Origin of the sequence: Minwuia sp. IMCC3060 (genome assembly GCF_029909435.1) — a bacterium.
Lineage (GTDB): Bacteria > Pseudomonadota > Alphaproteobacteria > Minwuiales > Minwuiaceae > Minwuia.
This window is the reverse complement of sequence record NZ_CP123782.1, coordinates 689,955-705,337: the sequence shown is the minus strand read 5'-3', so window position 1 is coordinate 705,337 and position 15,383 is coordinate 689,955. Positions and strand designations below refer to the sequence as shown.

Annotated in this window: 12 protein-coding genes; 11 read left to right on the top strand and 1 reads right to left on the bottom strand. The window is 65.1% G+C overall.

The features are described 5' to 3' along the window. The first annotated feature begins 47 nt into the window (after nt 1–47). Nucleotides 48–857, top strand: a complete 810-nt coding sequence (locus tag QGV54_RS03240; protein ID WP_281018295.1) for a polysaccharide biosynthesis/export family protein — start codon at nt 48–50, stop codon at nt 855–857. Between the two features lie 142 nt (nt 858–999). Here QGV54_RS03240 and argE read toward each other — a convergent pair whose 3' ends face one another. After that, complete coding sequence (argE, locus tag QGV54_RS03235) at nt 1,000–2,163, bottom strand: acetylornithine deacetylase (protein ID WP_281018296.1); 1,164 nt, start codon at nt 2,161–2,163, stop codon at nt 1,000–1,002. 67 nt (nt 2,164–2,230) lie between these two features. On the opposite strand from argE, the gene QGV54_RS03230 reads away from it, so the two are divergent. The 10 genes from QGV54_RS03230 to QGV54_RS03185 all read left to right on the top strand — a co-directional run bounded on the left by QGV54_RS03230 (nt 2,231) and on the right by QGV54_RS03185 (nt 15,353). Next, nucleotides 2,231–2,905 carry an SOS response-associated peptidase gene (locus QGV54_RS03230; protein ID WP_281018297.1) on the top strand — a complete coding sequence of 225 codons (675 nt, stop codon included), beginning with the start codon at nt 2,231–2,233 and terminating at the stop codon, nt 2,903–2,905. A gap of 36 nt (nt 2,906–2,941) precedes the next feature. Beyond that, nucleotides 2,942–4,804, top strand: coding sequence for a DNA primase (gene dnaG, locus QGV54_RS03225; RefSeq protein WP_281018298.1), 1,863 nt, complete (start codon nt 2,942–2,944; stop codon nt 4,802–4,804). A gap of 98 nt (nt 4,805–4,902) precedes the next feature. Beyond that, entirely contained in the window at nt 4,903–6,924 is a 2,022-nt protein-coding gene (gene rpoD, locus QGV54_RS03220; protein ID WP_281018299.1) for an RNA polymerase sigma factor RpoD, read from the top strand. 15 nt (nt 6,925–6,939) lie between these two features. Next, entirely contained in the window at nt 6,940–8,229 is a 1,290-nt protein-coding gene (locus QGV54_RS03215; RefSeq protein ID WP_281018300.1) for an FAD-binding oxidoreductase, read from the top strand. A 47-nt stretch (nt 8,230–8,276) separates the two neighbouring features. Continuing rightward, nucleotides 8,277–9,071, top strand: a complete 795-nt coding sequence (locus QGV54_RS03210; protein WP_281018301.1) for an enoyl-CoA hydratase-related protein — start codon at nt 8,277–8,279, stop codon at nt 9,069–9,071. Nucleotides 9,072–9,085: 14 nt separating this feature from the next. Then, complete coding sequence (locus tag QGV54_RS03205) at nt 9,086–10,033, top strand: hydroxymethylglutaryl-CoA lyase (RefSeq protein WP_281018302.1); 948 nt, start codon at nt 9,086–9,088, stop codon at nt 10,031–10,033. 40 nt (nt 10,034–10,073) lie between these two features. Beyond that, nucleotides 10,074–11,255: an acyl-CoA dehydrogenase family protein gene (locus tag QGV54_RS03200; RefSeq protein WP_348637656.1), complete on the top strand. Its 1,182-nt coding sequence runs from the start codon at nt 10,074–10,076 to the stop codon at nt 11,253–11,255. Nucleotides 11,256–11,365: 110 nt separating this feature from the next. Next, complete coding sequence (locus QGV54_RS03195; RefSeq protein ID WP_281018304.1) at nt 11,366–11,824, top strand: MaoC family dehydratase; 459 nt, start codon at nt 11,366–11,368, stop codon at nt 11,822–11,824. 13 nt (nt 11,825–11,837) lie between these two features. Beyond that, a complete protein-coding gene (locus QGV54_RS03190; RefSeq protein ID WP_281018305.1) occupies nt 11,838–13,184 on the top strand; it encodes an MmgE/PrpD family protein in 1,347 nt (448 codons plus the stop codon). A 72-nt stretch (nt 13,185–13,256) separates the two neighbouring features. Further along, nucleotides 13,257–15,353, top strand: a complete 2,097-nt coding sequence (locus tag QGV54_RS03185) for an acetate--CoA ligase family protein (RefSeq protein ID WP_281018306.1) — start codon at nt 13,257–13,259, stop codon at nt 15,351–15,353. Nucleotides 15,354–15,383: the final 30 nt, after the last annotated feature.

Sequence of the window (15,383 nt, the reverse complement as noted above, 5' to 3'; positions counted from 1 at the left end):
CACCAGGTATGAGACAGAATTCCATTCGACGTCTTGCAATCGGCATCATGGCCCTCGCAGCCGTCGCTGTCGTGACGCAGGGCTGTTCGGAACGCCGCTATGAACGCGTCACAAGCAGGGTGAGCGCCCCTGCGCCGGTGGTGCAGCAGGTGCAGCCGACGATTGTCGCGCCTGTCACACCTGCCGCCGAAGCCGTGCCGCCGGCACCTGACAATCGCCTGGTCCTGCAGAGCGAGCCGCAGGCCGTCGCACCTGCCGAGCAGAGCGTGCGCATTGTGCCGTCACAGAACCAGGGCGTCGTGATCCGGCCCACCGCCGTCGGACCGGCGGCCCTGGACGAGAACAAGCCGCCCATCAGTGTCGACGAACTGCCCAGCGATGTACCGCAGAAGCTGGAACAGTACCGCCTCGGCCCCGGCGACCGCATCCAGATCAAGGTCTTTGGCCAGGACGACATCTCGGGTGAGTTCGAGATCAGTGCGGCGGGCGAACTCTCGGTGCCTCTGATCGGACAGATCACGGCGGAGAACCTGACCCTCGGTGAACTCTCGGAAGTGCTGACCGTGGCGCTGGACACAAACTTCATCGTCGACCCGAAGGTCTCGATCGAGGTCACCAACTACCGCCCGTTCTTCATTCTGGGCCAGGTCGGCAAGCCCGGCTCCTACAAGTATCAGCCCGGTCTGAACGCCCGCATGGCCATCGCCATCGGCGGTGGCTATACCCGCCGCGCGCGGGAGGAGCCGATCACCATATTCCGCACCAACTCCGCGGGTGAACTGATCCGGTTCCGCGTTGACCAGAACGCCATCATCCTGCCCGGCGACACGGTCGAGGTGCACCGCCGCCTGTTCTGACGATTGGCCGCAGGCAAACCGGTCGACGCAGGGTTCCGAACTCCCCTTCCTCCTCGACGCGGGAAGGCCGGGATGGGGGTGAATCGGCGCAGCCGAGCAGCCGTGACCTCGCCATAGTTCAGGACCTGAAACAGGTTCCCGTTCAGCCGCGCCGCGCCCATTCGATCATGCGGGCAAAGAATTCCTCCGCCGCCGCAATCTGTTCCAGACCGACGAACTCGTCAGGCTTGTGGGCGTGGCCGATATCCCCCGGACCACAGACCACCGTCGGCACGCCGGCCCCCTGATAGTGGCCTGCCTCCGTCCCGAAGCTGACCTTCTGCGAGGCATTGGCCTGGGCGAAGGCCTTGGTCAGTGTCGTCGCCTCGGCATCTTCCGCGGTTTCCAGCCCTTCGAACCAGGAAATCTGCTCGAACGAGATACCGGTGCCCGGCTGGATCGCCTGCATCTCCTGCGTCAGCTTCGCCGCCTGCGCCTCGATCCGCCCGAAGATCTCCTGCGTGTCATCGGCAGGCAGGTTGCGGAACTCGAAATCGAAATGGCAGTCCTTCGGCACGATGTTCAGGGCCGTGCCGCCATGCACGACGCCGACATGGATCGAGGTATAGGGCGGATCGAAAGCCTCGTCGTAGGGACCATGGTCGCGCTTCTCCCGCGAGATCGCGCGGATCGCGGTGATCAGTTCGGCCGCGTACTCCACTGCATTGACCCCCTGATGCGTCAGGGAGGAATGGCATTCGAAGCCCTTGACCCGGGCGCGATAGCTCACCTTGCCCTTGTGGCCGGTGACGACGCCCATCATCGTCGGCTCGCCCACCACGCAGAGGCGGGGCTTCGGGTCCAGCCCGCGCAGCATCTCCGCCAGTTGCCGGCCGCCGAGACAGCCGACTTCCTCATCGTAGGAGATCGCCAGGTTCACCGGCACCTTCAGGTCCTGCGCCAGGAAGTCGTCAACATGGCTGAGGCAGATGGCGATGAAACCCTTCATGTCCGCCGTACCGCGCCCGAACAGCTTGCCGTCCCTCTCCACCATCGCGAAGGGGTCCGTGGACCAGTCCTGCCCGTCAACCGGCACCACATCGGAGTGGCCCGAAAGCATGATGCCCGGCACATCCTTCGGCCCGATGGTGGCCCAGAGGTTGGCCTTTTCCCCGCTCTCGTCGTGCAGCAACTGGCATTCGACGCCGCGCTGCGCCAGAAAATCGACGACCCAGTCGATCAGTTCCAGGTTGGAATAGCGGCTGGTGGTATCGAACGCGATCAGCCGGTCCAGTATCTCGAGGGTGCTCTTGCGTGGTGTTTTCATGGTTCACGCATGTACCATCCCCGGCGATGGGCAGCAATCAGCCGCGCGTGCGGGGGAGAGCGAAAACATGTGCGGACGCTACAGCCTGACCTCCCCGCTGGAGGCAATGCGCCAGACCTTCGGGATCCAGGGGCTGCCGAACCTGCCCGCCCGCTACAACATCGCACCGACCCAGACAGCCCCCGTGATCCGCCGTCACCCGGACGGACGCCTGCTGCTGCACGAGATCCAGTGGGGTCTCATCCCCTCCTGGGCGAAGGACGGCAGCGGCGGTGCGAAGCTGATCAATGCCCGCGCCGAGACGGTGGCGGAGAAGCCATCCTTTCGCGCTGCCTTCGCCCGGCGGCGGTGTCTGGTTCCGGCGGATGGGTTCTACGAATGGAAGAAGCCGGAGCCGAAGGTCCGGGAACCCTGGCGCATCATCATGCCGGACCAGCAGGTCTTCGCCTTCGCCGGCCTGTGGGAGCGCTGGCAGGACAGTGACGGCACGAAGATCGACACCTACACCATCATCACGACGGAGGCCGCGCCCGCCATCGTCGACATTCACCGTCGCATGCCGGTGATGCTGAACCCGGTGGACCATGCGCAATGGCTCGATCCGGATGCGGTGGCCGAGGATCTGCAGGCCCTGCTGAAGCCCAATCCGAACGTGCGGGGCTACAGGGTGTCATCGCGTGTCGGCAAGGTGCAGAATGACGATCCCGGTCTGATTGCGGAGATTGATGCAGACACGGATTGACTTGTCGCCCCCAGTTTCATTTGTACCGGTCCAGCCATGGCCTTTCCGAAAAGCTTCCTCGACGAGATCCGCAACCGCATCAACATGGTGGAGTTGGTGGGGCGGCGCGTGTCGTTGAAGAAGCGCGGGCGGGATCACTGGGGCTGCTGCCCGTTCCACAACGAGAAGAGTGCATCCTTCAAGGTGTCGGAAGATCGCGACGACTACCACTGCTTCGGCTGCGGCGCACATGGGTCGGCCTTCGACTTCGTGATGCATACGGAGGGACTGAGTTTCCCGGAGGCCGCCGAAAGGCTGGCCGAGACCGCCGGACTGGAAGTCCCGAAGATCGCGCCGGAACAGCGGGAGAAGGCAGATCATCTCTCCCGCCTGGCCGACGCCAACGAGGCCGCGGCGAAATGGTTCCAGGCCCAGTTGCGGGGCAGCGGAGGCGGAGAAGCCCAGGACTATCTGCGCCAGCGCGGCCTCGGCGATGCCGCGATCGAGGAGTTCCGGCTGGGGTACGCCCCCGACCGCAACGACGGACTGAAGGTGGCCCTGCTGGATCGCGGATTCACGGAGCGCGAACTGGTGGAGGCCGGACTGCTGGGCATGCCCGACGATGGCCGCGGCAGCTATGACCGGTTCCGCCACCGTCTGATGTTCCCCATCGGCGACCGCCGCAACCGGGTGATCGCCTTCGGCGGGCGCGCCCTGGGCGATGCACGGGCGAAATACCTCAACAGCCCCGAGTCACCGCTCTTCGACAAGGGCCGCAGTCTCTACAACCATGCCATGGCGCGGGAGGAAGCCCGATCCACCGGCACGGTGATCGTCGTCGAAGGCTACATGGATGTGATCGCGCTGGCGGAAGCAGGCTTTCGCAATACCGTGGCACCGCTCGGCACCGCCGTGACGGAGGATCAGATCGGCCTGCTCTGGCAGATGACGTCGGAGCCGATCATGTGCCTGGATGGCGATGCCGCCGGGCTGCGTGCCGCCCGGCGCGCCGCGGAACGCGCCCTGCCCCTGCTGAAACCCGGCAAGTCGCTGCGCTTTGCCTTGCTGGCGGAGGGTGTGGACCCTGACGACATGGTGCGCAACAACGGTCGCGAGGCCTTTGCGGCGCTGCTGGCCCGGACCACGCCCATGACCGCGATGCTCTGGCAGTCCCTGCTGGAGGAGCGGGAGATCGACACGCCGGAGCGGCGCGCGGCGCTGGAGAAGGACATCGACAGCCTGATCTTCTCCATCGCCGACGAGACGGTGCAGCGCCATTACCGCGACGATCTGAAGAACCGCATGCGAGAGGCGCTGCGCCCGCCTGCGCGCGCGCCCTACCAGGGCGGCCAGGGCAAGCCACCGCCCTGGGCGAAGGGCCGCGTCGCGGCGGAGGATGTGACCCGCCTGAAGGCCAGCATCGGCATGTCACCGCTGCGCACGCGAGAGGAGGCGATCGTCGCCGCCCTGCTGAAATGGCCGGTTCTGTGCAGCGACTTCGAGAACGAACTCGACGACCTGCAGCTTCAGAATTCCGATCTGGACACCTGCCTGATGCAGATCAGGGACGCAGTTTACAGGGACCCGGGACTTGACACAGAGGCTCTGTCACGCCACCTAAGCCGGTCAGGACTCGAACGGCTTGTGACCCGGATGAGTGCGCCCAGTGCGGCGCGTCTGGACTGGGCAGCGAAGCGAAATCCTCCTGCGGAGGCGATCCGACAGCTATTCGACGCCACGTTGCGTCGATACCGCGTAGAGGTGTTGCAGACGGACTATGAAGAAGCCGCGGCCCAGGCCCGGCGGGAAGTGACGGCAGAAGCTATCGAACGGATGGCGGCGCTCAGGCGCGCGCTTGATCGTGCGAAGGCAGAGGAACCGACGTCGGTCGGGATCGCAGGGGGTGGCGAACCGGCATGACGGCTTTCTCTGGCAGCAACGGGCTCCGATCCAGGGGAGCCCTGCGCGATCTCGAGGTTTCGGCGTTGGTGCAGGTCTGATTTCAGGACGGAAAACATATGGCGACCAAAGCAAACGAAAAAGAAGCAGCCGCGCGACCGGAACAGACGGACGGACCGTTGCTGGATCTTGCCCGGCAGGACATGAAGAAATTCGTCGCGAAGGCGAAGGAGCGTGGCTACGTCACCCATGACGAGCTGAACGCCGCGCTGCCGCAGGATCAGGTCTCCTCCGAGCAGATCGAGGATATAATGGCGATGCTGTCCGAAATGGGCATCAACGTGATCGAGAACGAGGAACAGGACCAGGAAGACAAGGACGGTGAGGAAGGCAAGCAACCCGCCACCACCTCCTCGTCCAGCACGTCATCCAGCGATGTGGAGCGCACCGACGACCCCGTGCGCATGTACCTGCGCGAGATGGGTTCGGTCGAACTGCTGTCGCGTGAGGGCGAGATCGCCATCGCCAAGCGCATCGAGGCCGGGCGCGAGAACATGATCGGTGGCCTGTGCGAGTCGCCGCTGACCATGCGTACGCTGATCGAATGGCGCGACGAGATCGTTGCCGAGAACATGCTGCTGCGTGACGTCATCGACCTGGAAAGCACCTACGGCAAGCCGGAGGGTCCGAGCGCCAACGACGACTCCGCCGATGACGAGGATGGTGAAGCCGGGACGAACGCCGATGCCACCGCGCGGAAAGCCAATGGCGAGGACAGGACCGACGGCCAGAAGGCTGCTGGCGGCAAGGCCGATGGCGAGAAGTCTTCCGACGACAGTTCGTCCGACGATGACGATGATGATTTCGACGATACCTCGCTGTCGCTCGCCGCGATGGAAGCGGCGCTGAAGCCGAGGATGCTGGAGACCTTCGACGAGATCGCCAAGCTGTTCAAGCGGATCGAGCGCGCACAGGACAAGCGCGTCAGCAGTGCGCTGGACGGTGGCGAGGTCTCGACCTCCGCCGAACGCCGTTTCCAGAAGATCCAGGCGGAAATGGTCGAGCACATGAAGGCCATCCGCTTCTCCAACGCCCGCATCGAGATGCTGGTCGGCGACCACTATGCCATCAACAAGAAGCTGATGGCGGCCGACGGCAAGCTGCTGCGCCTGGCGGAGAAGCATCGCGTGGACCGCCAGTCCTTCCTGGACCATCACTTCGGTCACGAACTTGATCAGGACTGGCTGGAGAATGTGGCCAAGCTGGACAAGAAGTGGGCCGCCTTCGCCTCCAACGAATTCGAGAAGGTGGAGGCCATTCGCGACGACTACAAGCAGATCGCCACGCTGGTCGGCCTGCCCATCGACGACCTGCGCCGCATCGTCTCCACCATCCAGCGCGGCGAACGCGACGCCCGCCGCGCCAAGAAGGAGATGGTGGAGGCCAACCTGCGCCTCGTCATCTCCATCGCCAAGAAGTACACCAACCGCGGCCTGCAGTTCCTTGACCTGATCCAGGAAGGCAACATCGGCCTGATGAAGGCGGTGGACAAGTTCGAGTATCGTCGTGGCTACAAGTTCTCCACCTATGCGACCTGGTGGATCCGGCAGGCGATCACCCGCTCCATCGCCGACCAGGCGCGGACGATCCGTATTCCGGTGCACATGATCGAGACGATCAACAAGCTGGTGCGCACGGGCCGCCAGATGCTGCACGAGATCGGACGCGAGCCGACCCCGGAGGAACTGGCCGAGAAGCTGGGCATGCCGCTGGAGAAGGTTCGCAAGGTGATGAAAATCGCCAAGGAACCGATCAGTCTGGAAACGCCCATCGGCGACGAGGAAGACAGCCACCTTGGCGACTTCATCGAGGACAAGAACGCTGTCCTGCCGATCGAGAGCGCGATCCACTCCAACCTGCGCGAGACCACGACACGGGTTCTGGCCAGCCTCACCCCGCGTGAGGAACGTGTGCTGCGCATGCGTTTCGGCATCGGCATGAACACCGATCACACGCTGGAGGAAGTCGGCCAGCAGTTCTCCGTCACCCGCGAGCGTATCCGCCAGATCGAGGCCAAGGCGCTGCGCAAGCTGAAGCACCCGTCTCGCAGCCGCAAGCTGCGGAGCTTCCTCGACAACTGATCCGGGTCCCGTCCCTTGCAGACACTGCCTGACCGCGCCGATGTCGTGATTGTCGGCGCGGGGATCGCCGGGACCGCGAGCGCCTGGTACCTGGCGCAGCGCGGCCTGTCGGTGGTGGTCTGCGAGAAGGGGCGCGTGGCGGGGGAGCAATCCTCCCGCAACTGGGGCTTCGTCCGCCAGCAGGGCCGTGACCCCGCCGAAATTCCGCTGATGATGGAATCCAACCGCATCTGGCGCACGCTGGAGCGGGATCTGAACGCCGATCTGGAATGGACGGTCGGCGGCAATTTCGTCTGCTTCCAGTCAGAGGAAGACCGCGCGACCTTCACGCGCTGGCGTGGCATCGCGGCGCAGCATGGCCTGCATTCCCGTATTGTCGAACCGTCCGAGATGCAGCAGATCGTGCCGGACAGCCAGCTTGGCAGACTGGGGGGCATCTACACCGAAAGCGATGGCCATGCGGAACCGGCCAAGGTCACCGTGGCGCTGCAACGCGCGGCGGAGGGCCGGGGTGCCACGTTCCTGACAGACTGCGCCGTCCTTGGCGTGGAGACCGCCGGCGGCAGCGTCTCGGGCGTCGAGACCGAACACGGGATGATCCGCGCGAAGACGGTCGTTCTGGCCTGCGGGGCCTGGACCAGCCGGATGCTGGCGCATCTGGGGCTGAAATTCCCACAGGTCTGGATCACCGGCTCCGTTGCCCGCACCACGGCGGCGCCACCCATCTCGAATGCGGCCACATGGGCCGGAGTCGCCTTCCGCCAGCGCCGTGACGGCACCCTGAACATCGCCACCCGATCCGCCGATCACGATCTGACCGTCGAGAGCCTGCTGTTTGGCCGGGTGTTCCTCGACGACTACCGCAAGCATGGGCGCGATCTGCGGCTGCGCTTCGGGCGGGCCAGTCTCGCCCTCGCCCTCGGTCGCTATTCGAAGGCGGCCCTGCGCCGGGAACTCACCCGCTACCGCACCCTCGACCCGGCCCCGAACCACCGGCAGCTCGACGATGTCCTGGCCCGTCTGAAACAGGCGATCCCGGCAACCGCCGACGTCACGCTGAGCAAGACCTGGGCCGGATATATCGACATGACACCGGACATGCTGCCGGTCCTGGACCATCTGGACCAGCCGTCGGGGCTGGTGGTGGCCAGCGGCTTCTCCGGCCACGGTTTCGGCATGGGACCGATTGTCGGGCGGCTGGTTTCGGAGATCATCGCCGACGGCAAGCCGTCGCTGGACCTGCATGCCTTCCGTTTCAGCCGCTTTGCGGAGGATGGCCCCCTGACCTCCGATACCGTCATTTGACGGCAGCGGACGGCTTCCCGTAACCTTCTCCCCCGGGGAGAGAATTCATGAATGAGACGTTCGAGACCGTGGTGCTGGAGCGGCCATCGCCGCATGTGCTGGTGGTGCGCCTGAACCGCCCCGAAGCCCGCAATGCGATGAACACGCAGATGGGTCACGACCTGAAGGCCATCTGGCAGCAGATGTATGTCGATCCCGGCGATACCCGGTGCATCGTTCTGACCGGAACGGGTGACAAGGCCTTCTGTGCCGGCGGGGATCTGAAGCAGCGCAACAACATGACCGACGCCCAGTGGCAGCAGCAGCATGCGCTGTTCGAACAGGGCACGCTGGCGCTGATGGACTGTCCGGTTCCGGTGATCGCTGCCGTCAATGGCGCGGCGTTCGGCGGCGGCTGCGAGTTCGTCTGTGCCGCGGATTTCGCCTATGGCTCGACCAATGCCCGCTTTGCCCTGACGGAAGTCTCGCTGGGCATCATGCCAGGCGCCATGGGCACACAGAACCTGCCCCGTGCGGTGGGCATTCGCCGCGCCAAGGAGATCATCCTGACCGCCAGCCCCTTCACGGCGGAGGAGGCTCTGGCCTGGGGCCTGCTGAACAAGGTCTGCGCGCCGGAGGATCTCATGGCGACCGCGCTGGAGACGGCGGAGCGCATCGCGGGCAATGCCCCGATCTCCACCCGGCAGGCGAAGAAGTCGATCTCCATGTCCACGCAGGTGGGGTACCATACGGGCTACATGTACGAGATCGAGGCCTACAACCGCATGGTCCCGACCGAGGACAGGCTGGAAGGCGTGCGGGCGTTCAACGAGAAGCGCCGCGCCGACTTCAAGGGCCGGTGAAAGGGAGAAGTATGATGGAACGCGATGTCATCCTGCGTGAGGTTGGTCTGCGGGACGGGCTTCAGATGGTGAAGTCCCAGTTCCCGACGGAGGCAAAGAAACAGTGGATCAGTGCCGCGGTCGCGGCAGGGATGCCTGAGATCGAGGTCTGTTCGTTCGTGCCGCCGCACGTGGTGCCGCAGTTCAGCGATCATGCCGAGGTCGTGGCGCACGCCCGGACCCTGGCAGACCTGACCGTCTCCGCCCTGGTGCCCAATGCGAAGGGTGCGGAGCGGGGCTTCCAGTTGGGCGTCGACAAGCTGAACTTCGTCCTCTCGGCCTCCGAGACCCACAATCAGAAGAACGTCCGCTGTTCGACGGAACAGTCGCTGGAACGCTTCGAGCAGGTGATGGAGGTGAAACGCTCCAATCCCGACTATGCGAAGACCAGCGTCGGTGGCGGCGTCTCAACGGCGCTTGGCTGCACCATGGAAGGCCCGATCGAACCCTCCCGCGTGATGTGGCTGATCGAGGAATATCTGAAACGGGGCGCGGACGAGGTCGGCATTGCCGACACCGTGGGCTATGCCAACCCGGCACAGGTCAAGGCCGTGTTTCAGGAGGCGATCCGCAACTTCGGCGACGACACGACCATCGTCGCCCATTTCCACGACACCCGTGGCCTCGGCCTCGCCAACGCGCTTGCCGCGCTCGATGCCGGGTGTCGGGTGTTCGATGCCTCGCTGGCCGGTCTCGGCGGCTGCCCCTTTGCGCCGCTCGCCACCGGCAATGTGGTGATGGAGGATCTGGTGTTCATGCTGGAGGCGATGGGCATGCGCACCGGCATCGATCTGGATGCACTGGTGGCGATCCGCGATCTGCTGACCACCAACCTGCCCGATGAACCGCTGCACGGCATGATCGCGAAGGCCAGCGTGCCGAAGGGCTTCGTCCCCGCCTCCGCCGCCCTCGCCGCCGAGTGAACACCAGACGGGAAACCCTGCCATGAATGCCGATACGACAATGAATGCGTCCACCGCCGTTTCCATGGAGCTGGGGGAGGACTGGCGCGACATCCGTGATCAGGTGCGCCGTATCTGCGAGGGATTTCCCGGCAGCTACTGGCAGGATCTGGACGAGAAATCGCTCTACCCGGATGCCTTCGTCGAGGCGCTGACCAAGTCGGGCTATCTGGGGGCGCTGATCCCGGAGGAATACGGCGGGTCCGGCCTGCCGGTGCGCGCGGCCTCCGTGATCCTGGAGACCATCCATGCTTCGGGCTGCTCCGCCGCCGCCTGTCACGCACAGATGTACATCATGGGCACGCTGCTGCGGCATGGATCGGAGGAGCAGAAGCAGAAGTACCTGCCGAAGATCGCGACCGGTGAACTGCGCCTGCAGGCCTTTGGCGTGACGGAACCGACCACCGGATCGGACACGACCCAGTTGAAGACCCGAGCGGTACGCGACGGCGACAGCTATGTGGTCAACGGCCAGAAGATCTGGACCAGCCGCGCGCTGCAGTCCGACCTGATGCTGCTGCTGGCCCGGACCACGCCTGCCGATCAGGTGCAGAAGCGGACCCAGGGCCTGTCCGTCTTCCTGGTCGACCTGCGGGAAGTGAAGGGCAACGGCTGCGAGATCCGCCCCATCCCGACCATGGTGAACCACAACACCAACGAGGTCTTCTTCGACAACATGCGCATCCCCGCCGACAGCCTGATCGGCGAGGAAGGTCGCGGCTTCAAGTACATCCTGGACGGGATGAATGCCGAACGCGTGCTGGTGGCATCGGAAGCCATCGGTGACGGCAAGTATTTCACGGAGAAGTCCGTGGCCTACGCCAATGACCGCTCCGTCTTCGGGCGCGCCATCGGCCAGAACCAGGCCATCCAGCACCCCATCGCGCGGGCCTATGGCGAACTGCAGGCGGCGGAACTGATGGTCCGGCAGGCGGCGGCACTGTTCGACGCGGGTCAGGAATGCGGTGAGGCCGCCAACCTGGCCAAGCTGCTGGCGTCGGAGGCGGCGTGGAAGGCGGCGGATACCTGCATGCAGACCCACGGCGGTTTCTCCTTCGCCCGGGATTTCCAGATCGAGCGGAAGTGGCGGGAGTGCCGCCTGTTCCAGATCGCCCCGATCTCGTCCAACATGATCCTGAACTTCGTCGCGCAGAACGTGCTCGGTCTGCCGCGATCCTATTGAGGGGGGCTGGACAACCCTGCACTATTGGCATGTCGGGCGGGGGCGGTTCGCCCCATACTGCTGCCGACCAACAAACGCAAAGAAACGCATAATTCCGGGAGGATCGAGAAATGCTGAGTGTGGAAACCCCGCAGGACCTGAAGAACCATGTCGGCGCCGATTGCGGCGTGTCGGATTGGGTGACCATTGATCAGGCGATGATCAACAAGTTTGCCGATGCGACCGGCGATCATCAGTGGATCCATGTCGATGTGGAACGCGCCAGGAAGGAAATGCCGAACGGCCAGACCATCGCTCATGGTTTCCTGACCCTGTCGCTGGTGCCGCTGCTGTCGGCCCAGACCCTGACGGTCGAGAAGCGCAGCAGGGGCATCAACTACGGCTCCAACAAGGTGCGTTTCACAAACATGGTGCCCGCCGGCAGCCGTGTCCGCCTGCGCCAGAAGATCAAGGAAGTGAACGATGTTTCCGGCAATGGCGTGCAGGTGATCTCCGAGATGTCGATGGAGATCGAAGGCCAGGAACGCCCGGCGATGGTGGCGGAATTCATCAGCCTTTCCTTCGCCTGACCGGGTCCCAGCAATGACCGGCACACAGGTGACGGCAGCTCTGGCGGCGCGGGCCGCCGGGCTGCACCTCGACGATATCGACGATGACGCGCGCGCGGTTGCCCGGCAGTGCCTGCTGGACTGGTTCGCCGTGACCATCGCCGGGGCGGATGAGCCCTGTGTGGCGCTGCTGACGGCGGAGGCGGAGGAGCAGGGCGGCAACCCGCAATCGACCCTGATCGGTCACGGACTGCGGCTGTCGACGCGGCAGGCCGCGCTGGTCAACGGCACCGCAAGTCATGCCCACGACTATGACGATGTGAACATGACCCTTTCCGGCCATGCGACCGTTGCCGTGGCGGGGGGACTGCTGGCGCTGGCCGAGAAGCTGGATGCCTCGGGCGAGGATGTGCTGACTGCCTTCGTTGCCGGGTACGAGACCGCCTGTCGCGTCGGGGCGCTGGTGATGCCGGGACATTATGCGATGGGGTTCCACTCCACCGCGACGGCGGGAACCTTCGGGGCGGCGGCGGCCTGCGGTCGCCTGCTGGGGCTGGATGCGGACCAGATGGCCCGCGCCTTCGGCATTGCCGGAACCATGGCCGCCGGGCTGAAGAGCCAGTTCGGCACCGACTGCAAGCCGTTCCACGCTGGCCGGGCGACGGAGGCCGGTCTGATGGCCGCCACCATGGCCGCGCGCGGCTTCACGTCCCGCAGTGACATTCTGGATTGCGAGCAGGGCTTCGCCGCGACCCATTCGAAGCACTTCAATCCGGAGGCAGCGGTGGGTGACGCACCGGGTGGCGGCTTCCATGTCCGCAACAACCTGTTCAAGTATCACGCGGCCTGCTACCTGACCCACGCCGCCATCGAGAGTGGCCGTCAGATCCGGGCCGAACACGCCCCTGCCGCGGACGAGATCGCCGCCGTCTCCATCCAGGTGGAAAAGGGCGCGGACCGTGTCTGCAACATCGCGGAACCCGCAACGGGGCTGGAGACCAAGTTCTCGCTGCGCATGACCACGGCCTTCGCGCTGGCCGGTATCGATACGGCGGGCATGGTCAACTACACGGCGGCGAATGCCACCGACCCGCGCCTGACGGCGCTTCGGGACCGGGTGCAGGTCGATCTGACCAGCGGCATCTCCGCCACCTTCTCCGACGTGACGGTGACCCTGAAGGATGGCACACGGCTGCAGGCAAGCCACGACAGCGGCATTCCCGCCGCCGACGTGAGCATGCAGGGACAGCGCATCGGGGCCAAGTTCGATGCCCTGGCCAAGCCGGTGATCGGTGACAATCGCGCCGGTGCACTGCGCGCGGCGCTGGAGAACATCGAGACGGCCCCCTCCATCGCCGAGATCATGCAGATCGCCGCCTGATCGTCGCCCGCGTTCCACGTCTATGGATAACGGCACCATGAGTGTCGCTATCGCCCCAACGAGAGATACCGCATGTCCAAGCAGCCCCGCGACCTGACCGCCCTGGTCGATCCGAAGTCCATTGCCGTCATCGGCGCGTCAAATGATCCCTACAAGTTCGGCGGTCGCCCGATCCGCTACATGCGGGAGGCGAAGTTCGCGGGACCGATCTATCCGATCCATCCGCGCGAGACGGAGATCCAGGGCCTGAAGGCCTATTCGGATATCCGCGAGGTGGGACAGCCCATCGACATGGCGATCATCACCATCCCTGCCCCCGGCGTTGCCGACGTGGTCGATGCCTGTGCGGAGGCGGGCGTGAAGTCCTGTGTCATCTTCTCGTCAGGCTTCTCGGAGGTCGGCGGGGAAGCGCATGAGTGGCAGGAGCGGATATCCGCGACCGCCGCCCGCTCGGGCCTGCTGGTACTCGGCCCCAACTGTCTCGGCACCCTGACGCCGCAGGGTTGGGCCATCGGCACCTTCAGCACCATGTTCGACCATGGCTGGCCGGTTCCCGGACACCTGACCATCATGACCCAGTCCGGCGCTGTCGGCGGCCATATCCTGGTCGCAGCGCGTGAGCGCGGACTCGGCATCCGCACCTGGGTGGCAACCGGCAACGAATCCGACGTCGATGTGGCTGACTGCATCGCCTTCGGTGCGACCGACCCGGAAACGAAGGTCATCGCCGCCTACATGGAGGGCTGCAAGAATCCGGAGCGGCTGATCGCGGCGCTGAAGATGGCGCGCGATGCAGGCAAGCCGGTGATCTGCATGAAGGTGGGATCGTCAGAGGTGGGCGCCGCCGCCGCCGCGACGCACACGGCCTCGCTGGCCGGCGCGGATGCCGTTTTCGATGCGGTCTTCCGCCAGTATGGCGTCTATCGCGCCTACAGCCTGGACGAGATGATGGATGTCGCCGGTGCGGCACTGGTCAGTCCGTTGCCGAAGGGCCGCAGGCTGGGGATCGTCACCGTCTCCGGCGGTGCCGGAGTGATGGCCGCAGACGCGGCCGCCGATCTGGGCCTCGAAGTGCCGGAACTGCCCGCCATCGCTCAGAAGGCGGTGAAGGATGCCCTGCCCTATGCCGCCGCGCGCAATCCGGTGGATGTCACCGCCACCGCGACCAACGACTTCCACCTGTTGCAGCAGGGTCTGGAGGCCATGCTGGACCATGGCAATGTGGACATGACGGTGATCTTCCTCTCCACCGTCGGCTTCAGCCCGCGCATCATGGAGGGGCTGAAGGACATCTTCCCCGCCATCCGCCGGAAGTACCCCGATGCCATCATGGCCGTGTCCATGATGTGCACCCCGGAGAACCGCCGCAAGTTCGAGGACGACGGCTATCTGGTGATCGAGGATCTGAACGATGCCGTGCATATCCTGGCGGCGCTGGCGCGCATCCGCGAGAGCCTGGAACGGCCGAACAGCGCCGATGGCCTGGACGCACCGGGTGTGCTGTCGCACATCCCGACCGGCGCGCTGAACGAGGCGGAGGCTGCCGGTCTGCTGTCGGAGTCCGGGCTGCAGTTCCCGAGCATTCATGTCGCCACCAATGCGTCCGAGGCAGAGGCCGCCGCGCGCAAGATCGGCGGACCGGTGGCGATGAAGGTGCTTTCGGGCGCCATCCAGCACAAGAGCGACATCGGCGGTGTCCGTCTGAATGTCACCGCCGACAAGGCGGCAGAGGCCTACGCCGGGATCATGAGTTCCGTCGGCAACCACGAACCCAACACACCGCTGGACGGAGTTCTGGTCGCGCCAATGGCTCCGAAGGGCGTCGAGACCATCATCGGTGTACAGAACGACCCGGTCTTCGGCCCCGTGGTGATGTTCGGTCTGGGCGGCGTGTTCGTCGAGGTGCTGAAGGATGTGACCTTCCGGGTCGCCCCGTTCAACGAGGCGGAGGCCCACCGGATGATCCGCGAGCTGAAGGGACTGCCGCTGCTGCAGGGCGCGCGTGGTGCCGAACCGGCCGATCTCGACGATCTGGCCCGGACCCTGTCGAAGGTTTCGGTCTATGCTGCGGCGCAGGGCGACCAGTTCACCTCCATCGACATCAACCCCTATGTGGCGCTGCCAAAGGGCGGCGTTGCACTGGATGCGGTGATCGTACCCAAGGCGTAGATATTGCGCCGGGAACAGGCTGCCGAGGGG

Excerpts from the sequence above, each read along its gene's own strand:
- QGV54_RS03240 (WP_281018295.1), top strand. The coding sequence starts at position 48 with ATGGCCCTCGCAGCCGTCGCTGTCGTGACGCAGGGCTGTTCGGAACGC.
- argE (WP_281018296.1), bottom strand. The coding sequence starts at position 2,163 with ATGAAAACACCACGCAAGAGCACCCTCGAGATACTGGACCGGCTGATC.
- QGV54_RS03230 (WP_281018297.1), top strand. The coding sequence starts at position 2,231 with ATGTGCGGACGCTACAGCCTGACCTCCCCGCTGGAGGCAATGCGCCAG.
- dnaG (WP_281018298.1), top strand. The coding sequence starts at position 2,942 with ATGGCCTTTCCGAAAAGCTTCCTCGACGAGATCCGCAACCGCATCAAC.
- rpoD (WP_281018299.1), top strand. The coding sequence starts at position 4,903 with ATGGCGACCAAAGCAAACGAAAAAGAAGCAGCCGCGCGACCGGAACAG.
- QGV54_RS03210 (WP_281018301.1), top strand. The coding sequence starts at position 8,277 with ATGAATGAGACGTTCGAGACCGTGGTGCTGGAGCGGCCATCGCCGCAT.
- QGV54_RS03205 (WP_281018302.1), top strand. The coding sequence starts at position 9,086 with ATGGAACGCGATGTCATCCTGCGTGAGGTTGGTCTGCGGGACGGGCTT.
- QGV54_RS03200 (WP_348637656.1), top strand. The coding sequence starts at position 10,074 with ATGAATGCGTCCACCGCCGTTTCCATGGAGCTGGGGGAGGACTGGCGC.
- QGV54_RS03195 (WP_281018304.1), top strand. The coding sequence starts at position 11,366 with ATGCTGAGTGTGGAAACCCCGCAGGACCTGAAGAACCATGTCGGCGCC.
- QGV54_RS03190 (WP_281018305.1), top strand. The coding sequence starts at position 11,838 with ATGACCGGCACACAGGTGACGGCAGCTCTGGCGGCGCGGGCCGCCGGG.
- QGV54_RS03185 (WP_281018306.1), top strand. The coding sequence starts at position 13,257 with ATGTCCAAGCAGCCCCGCGACCTGACCGCCCTGGTCGATCCGAAGTCC.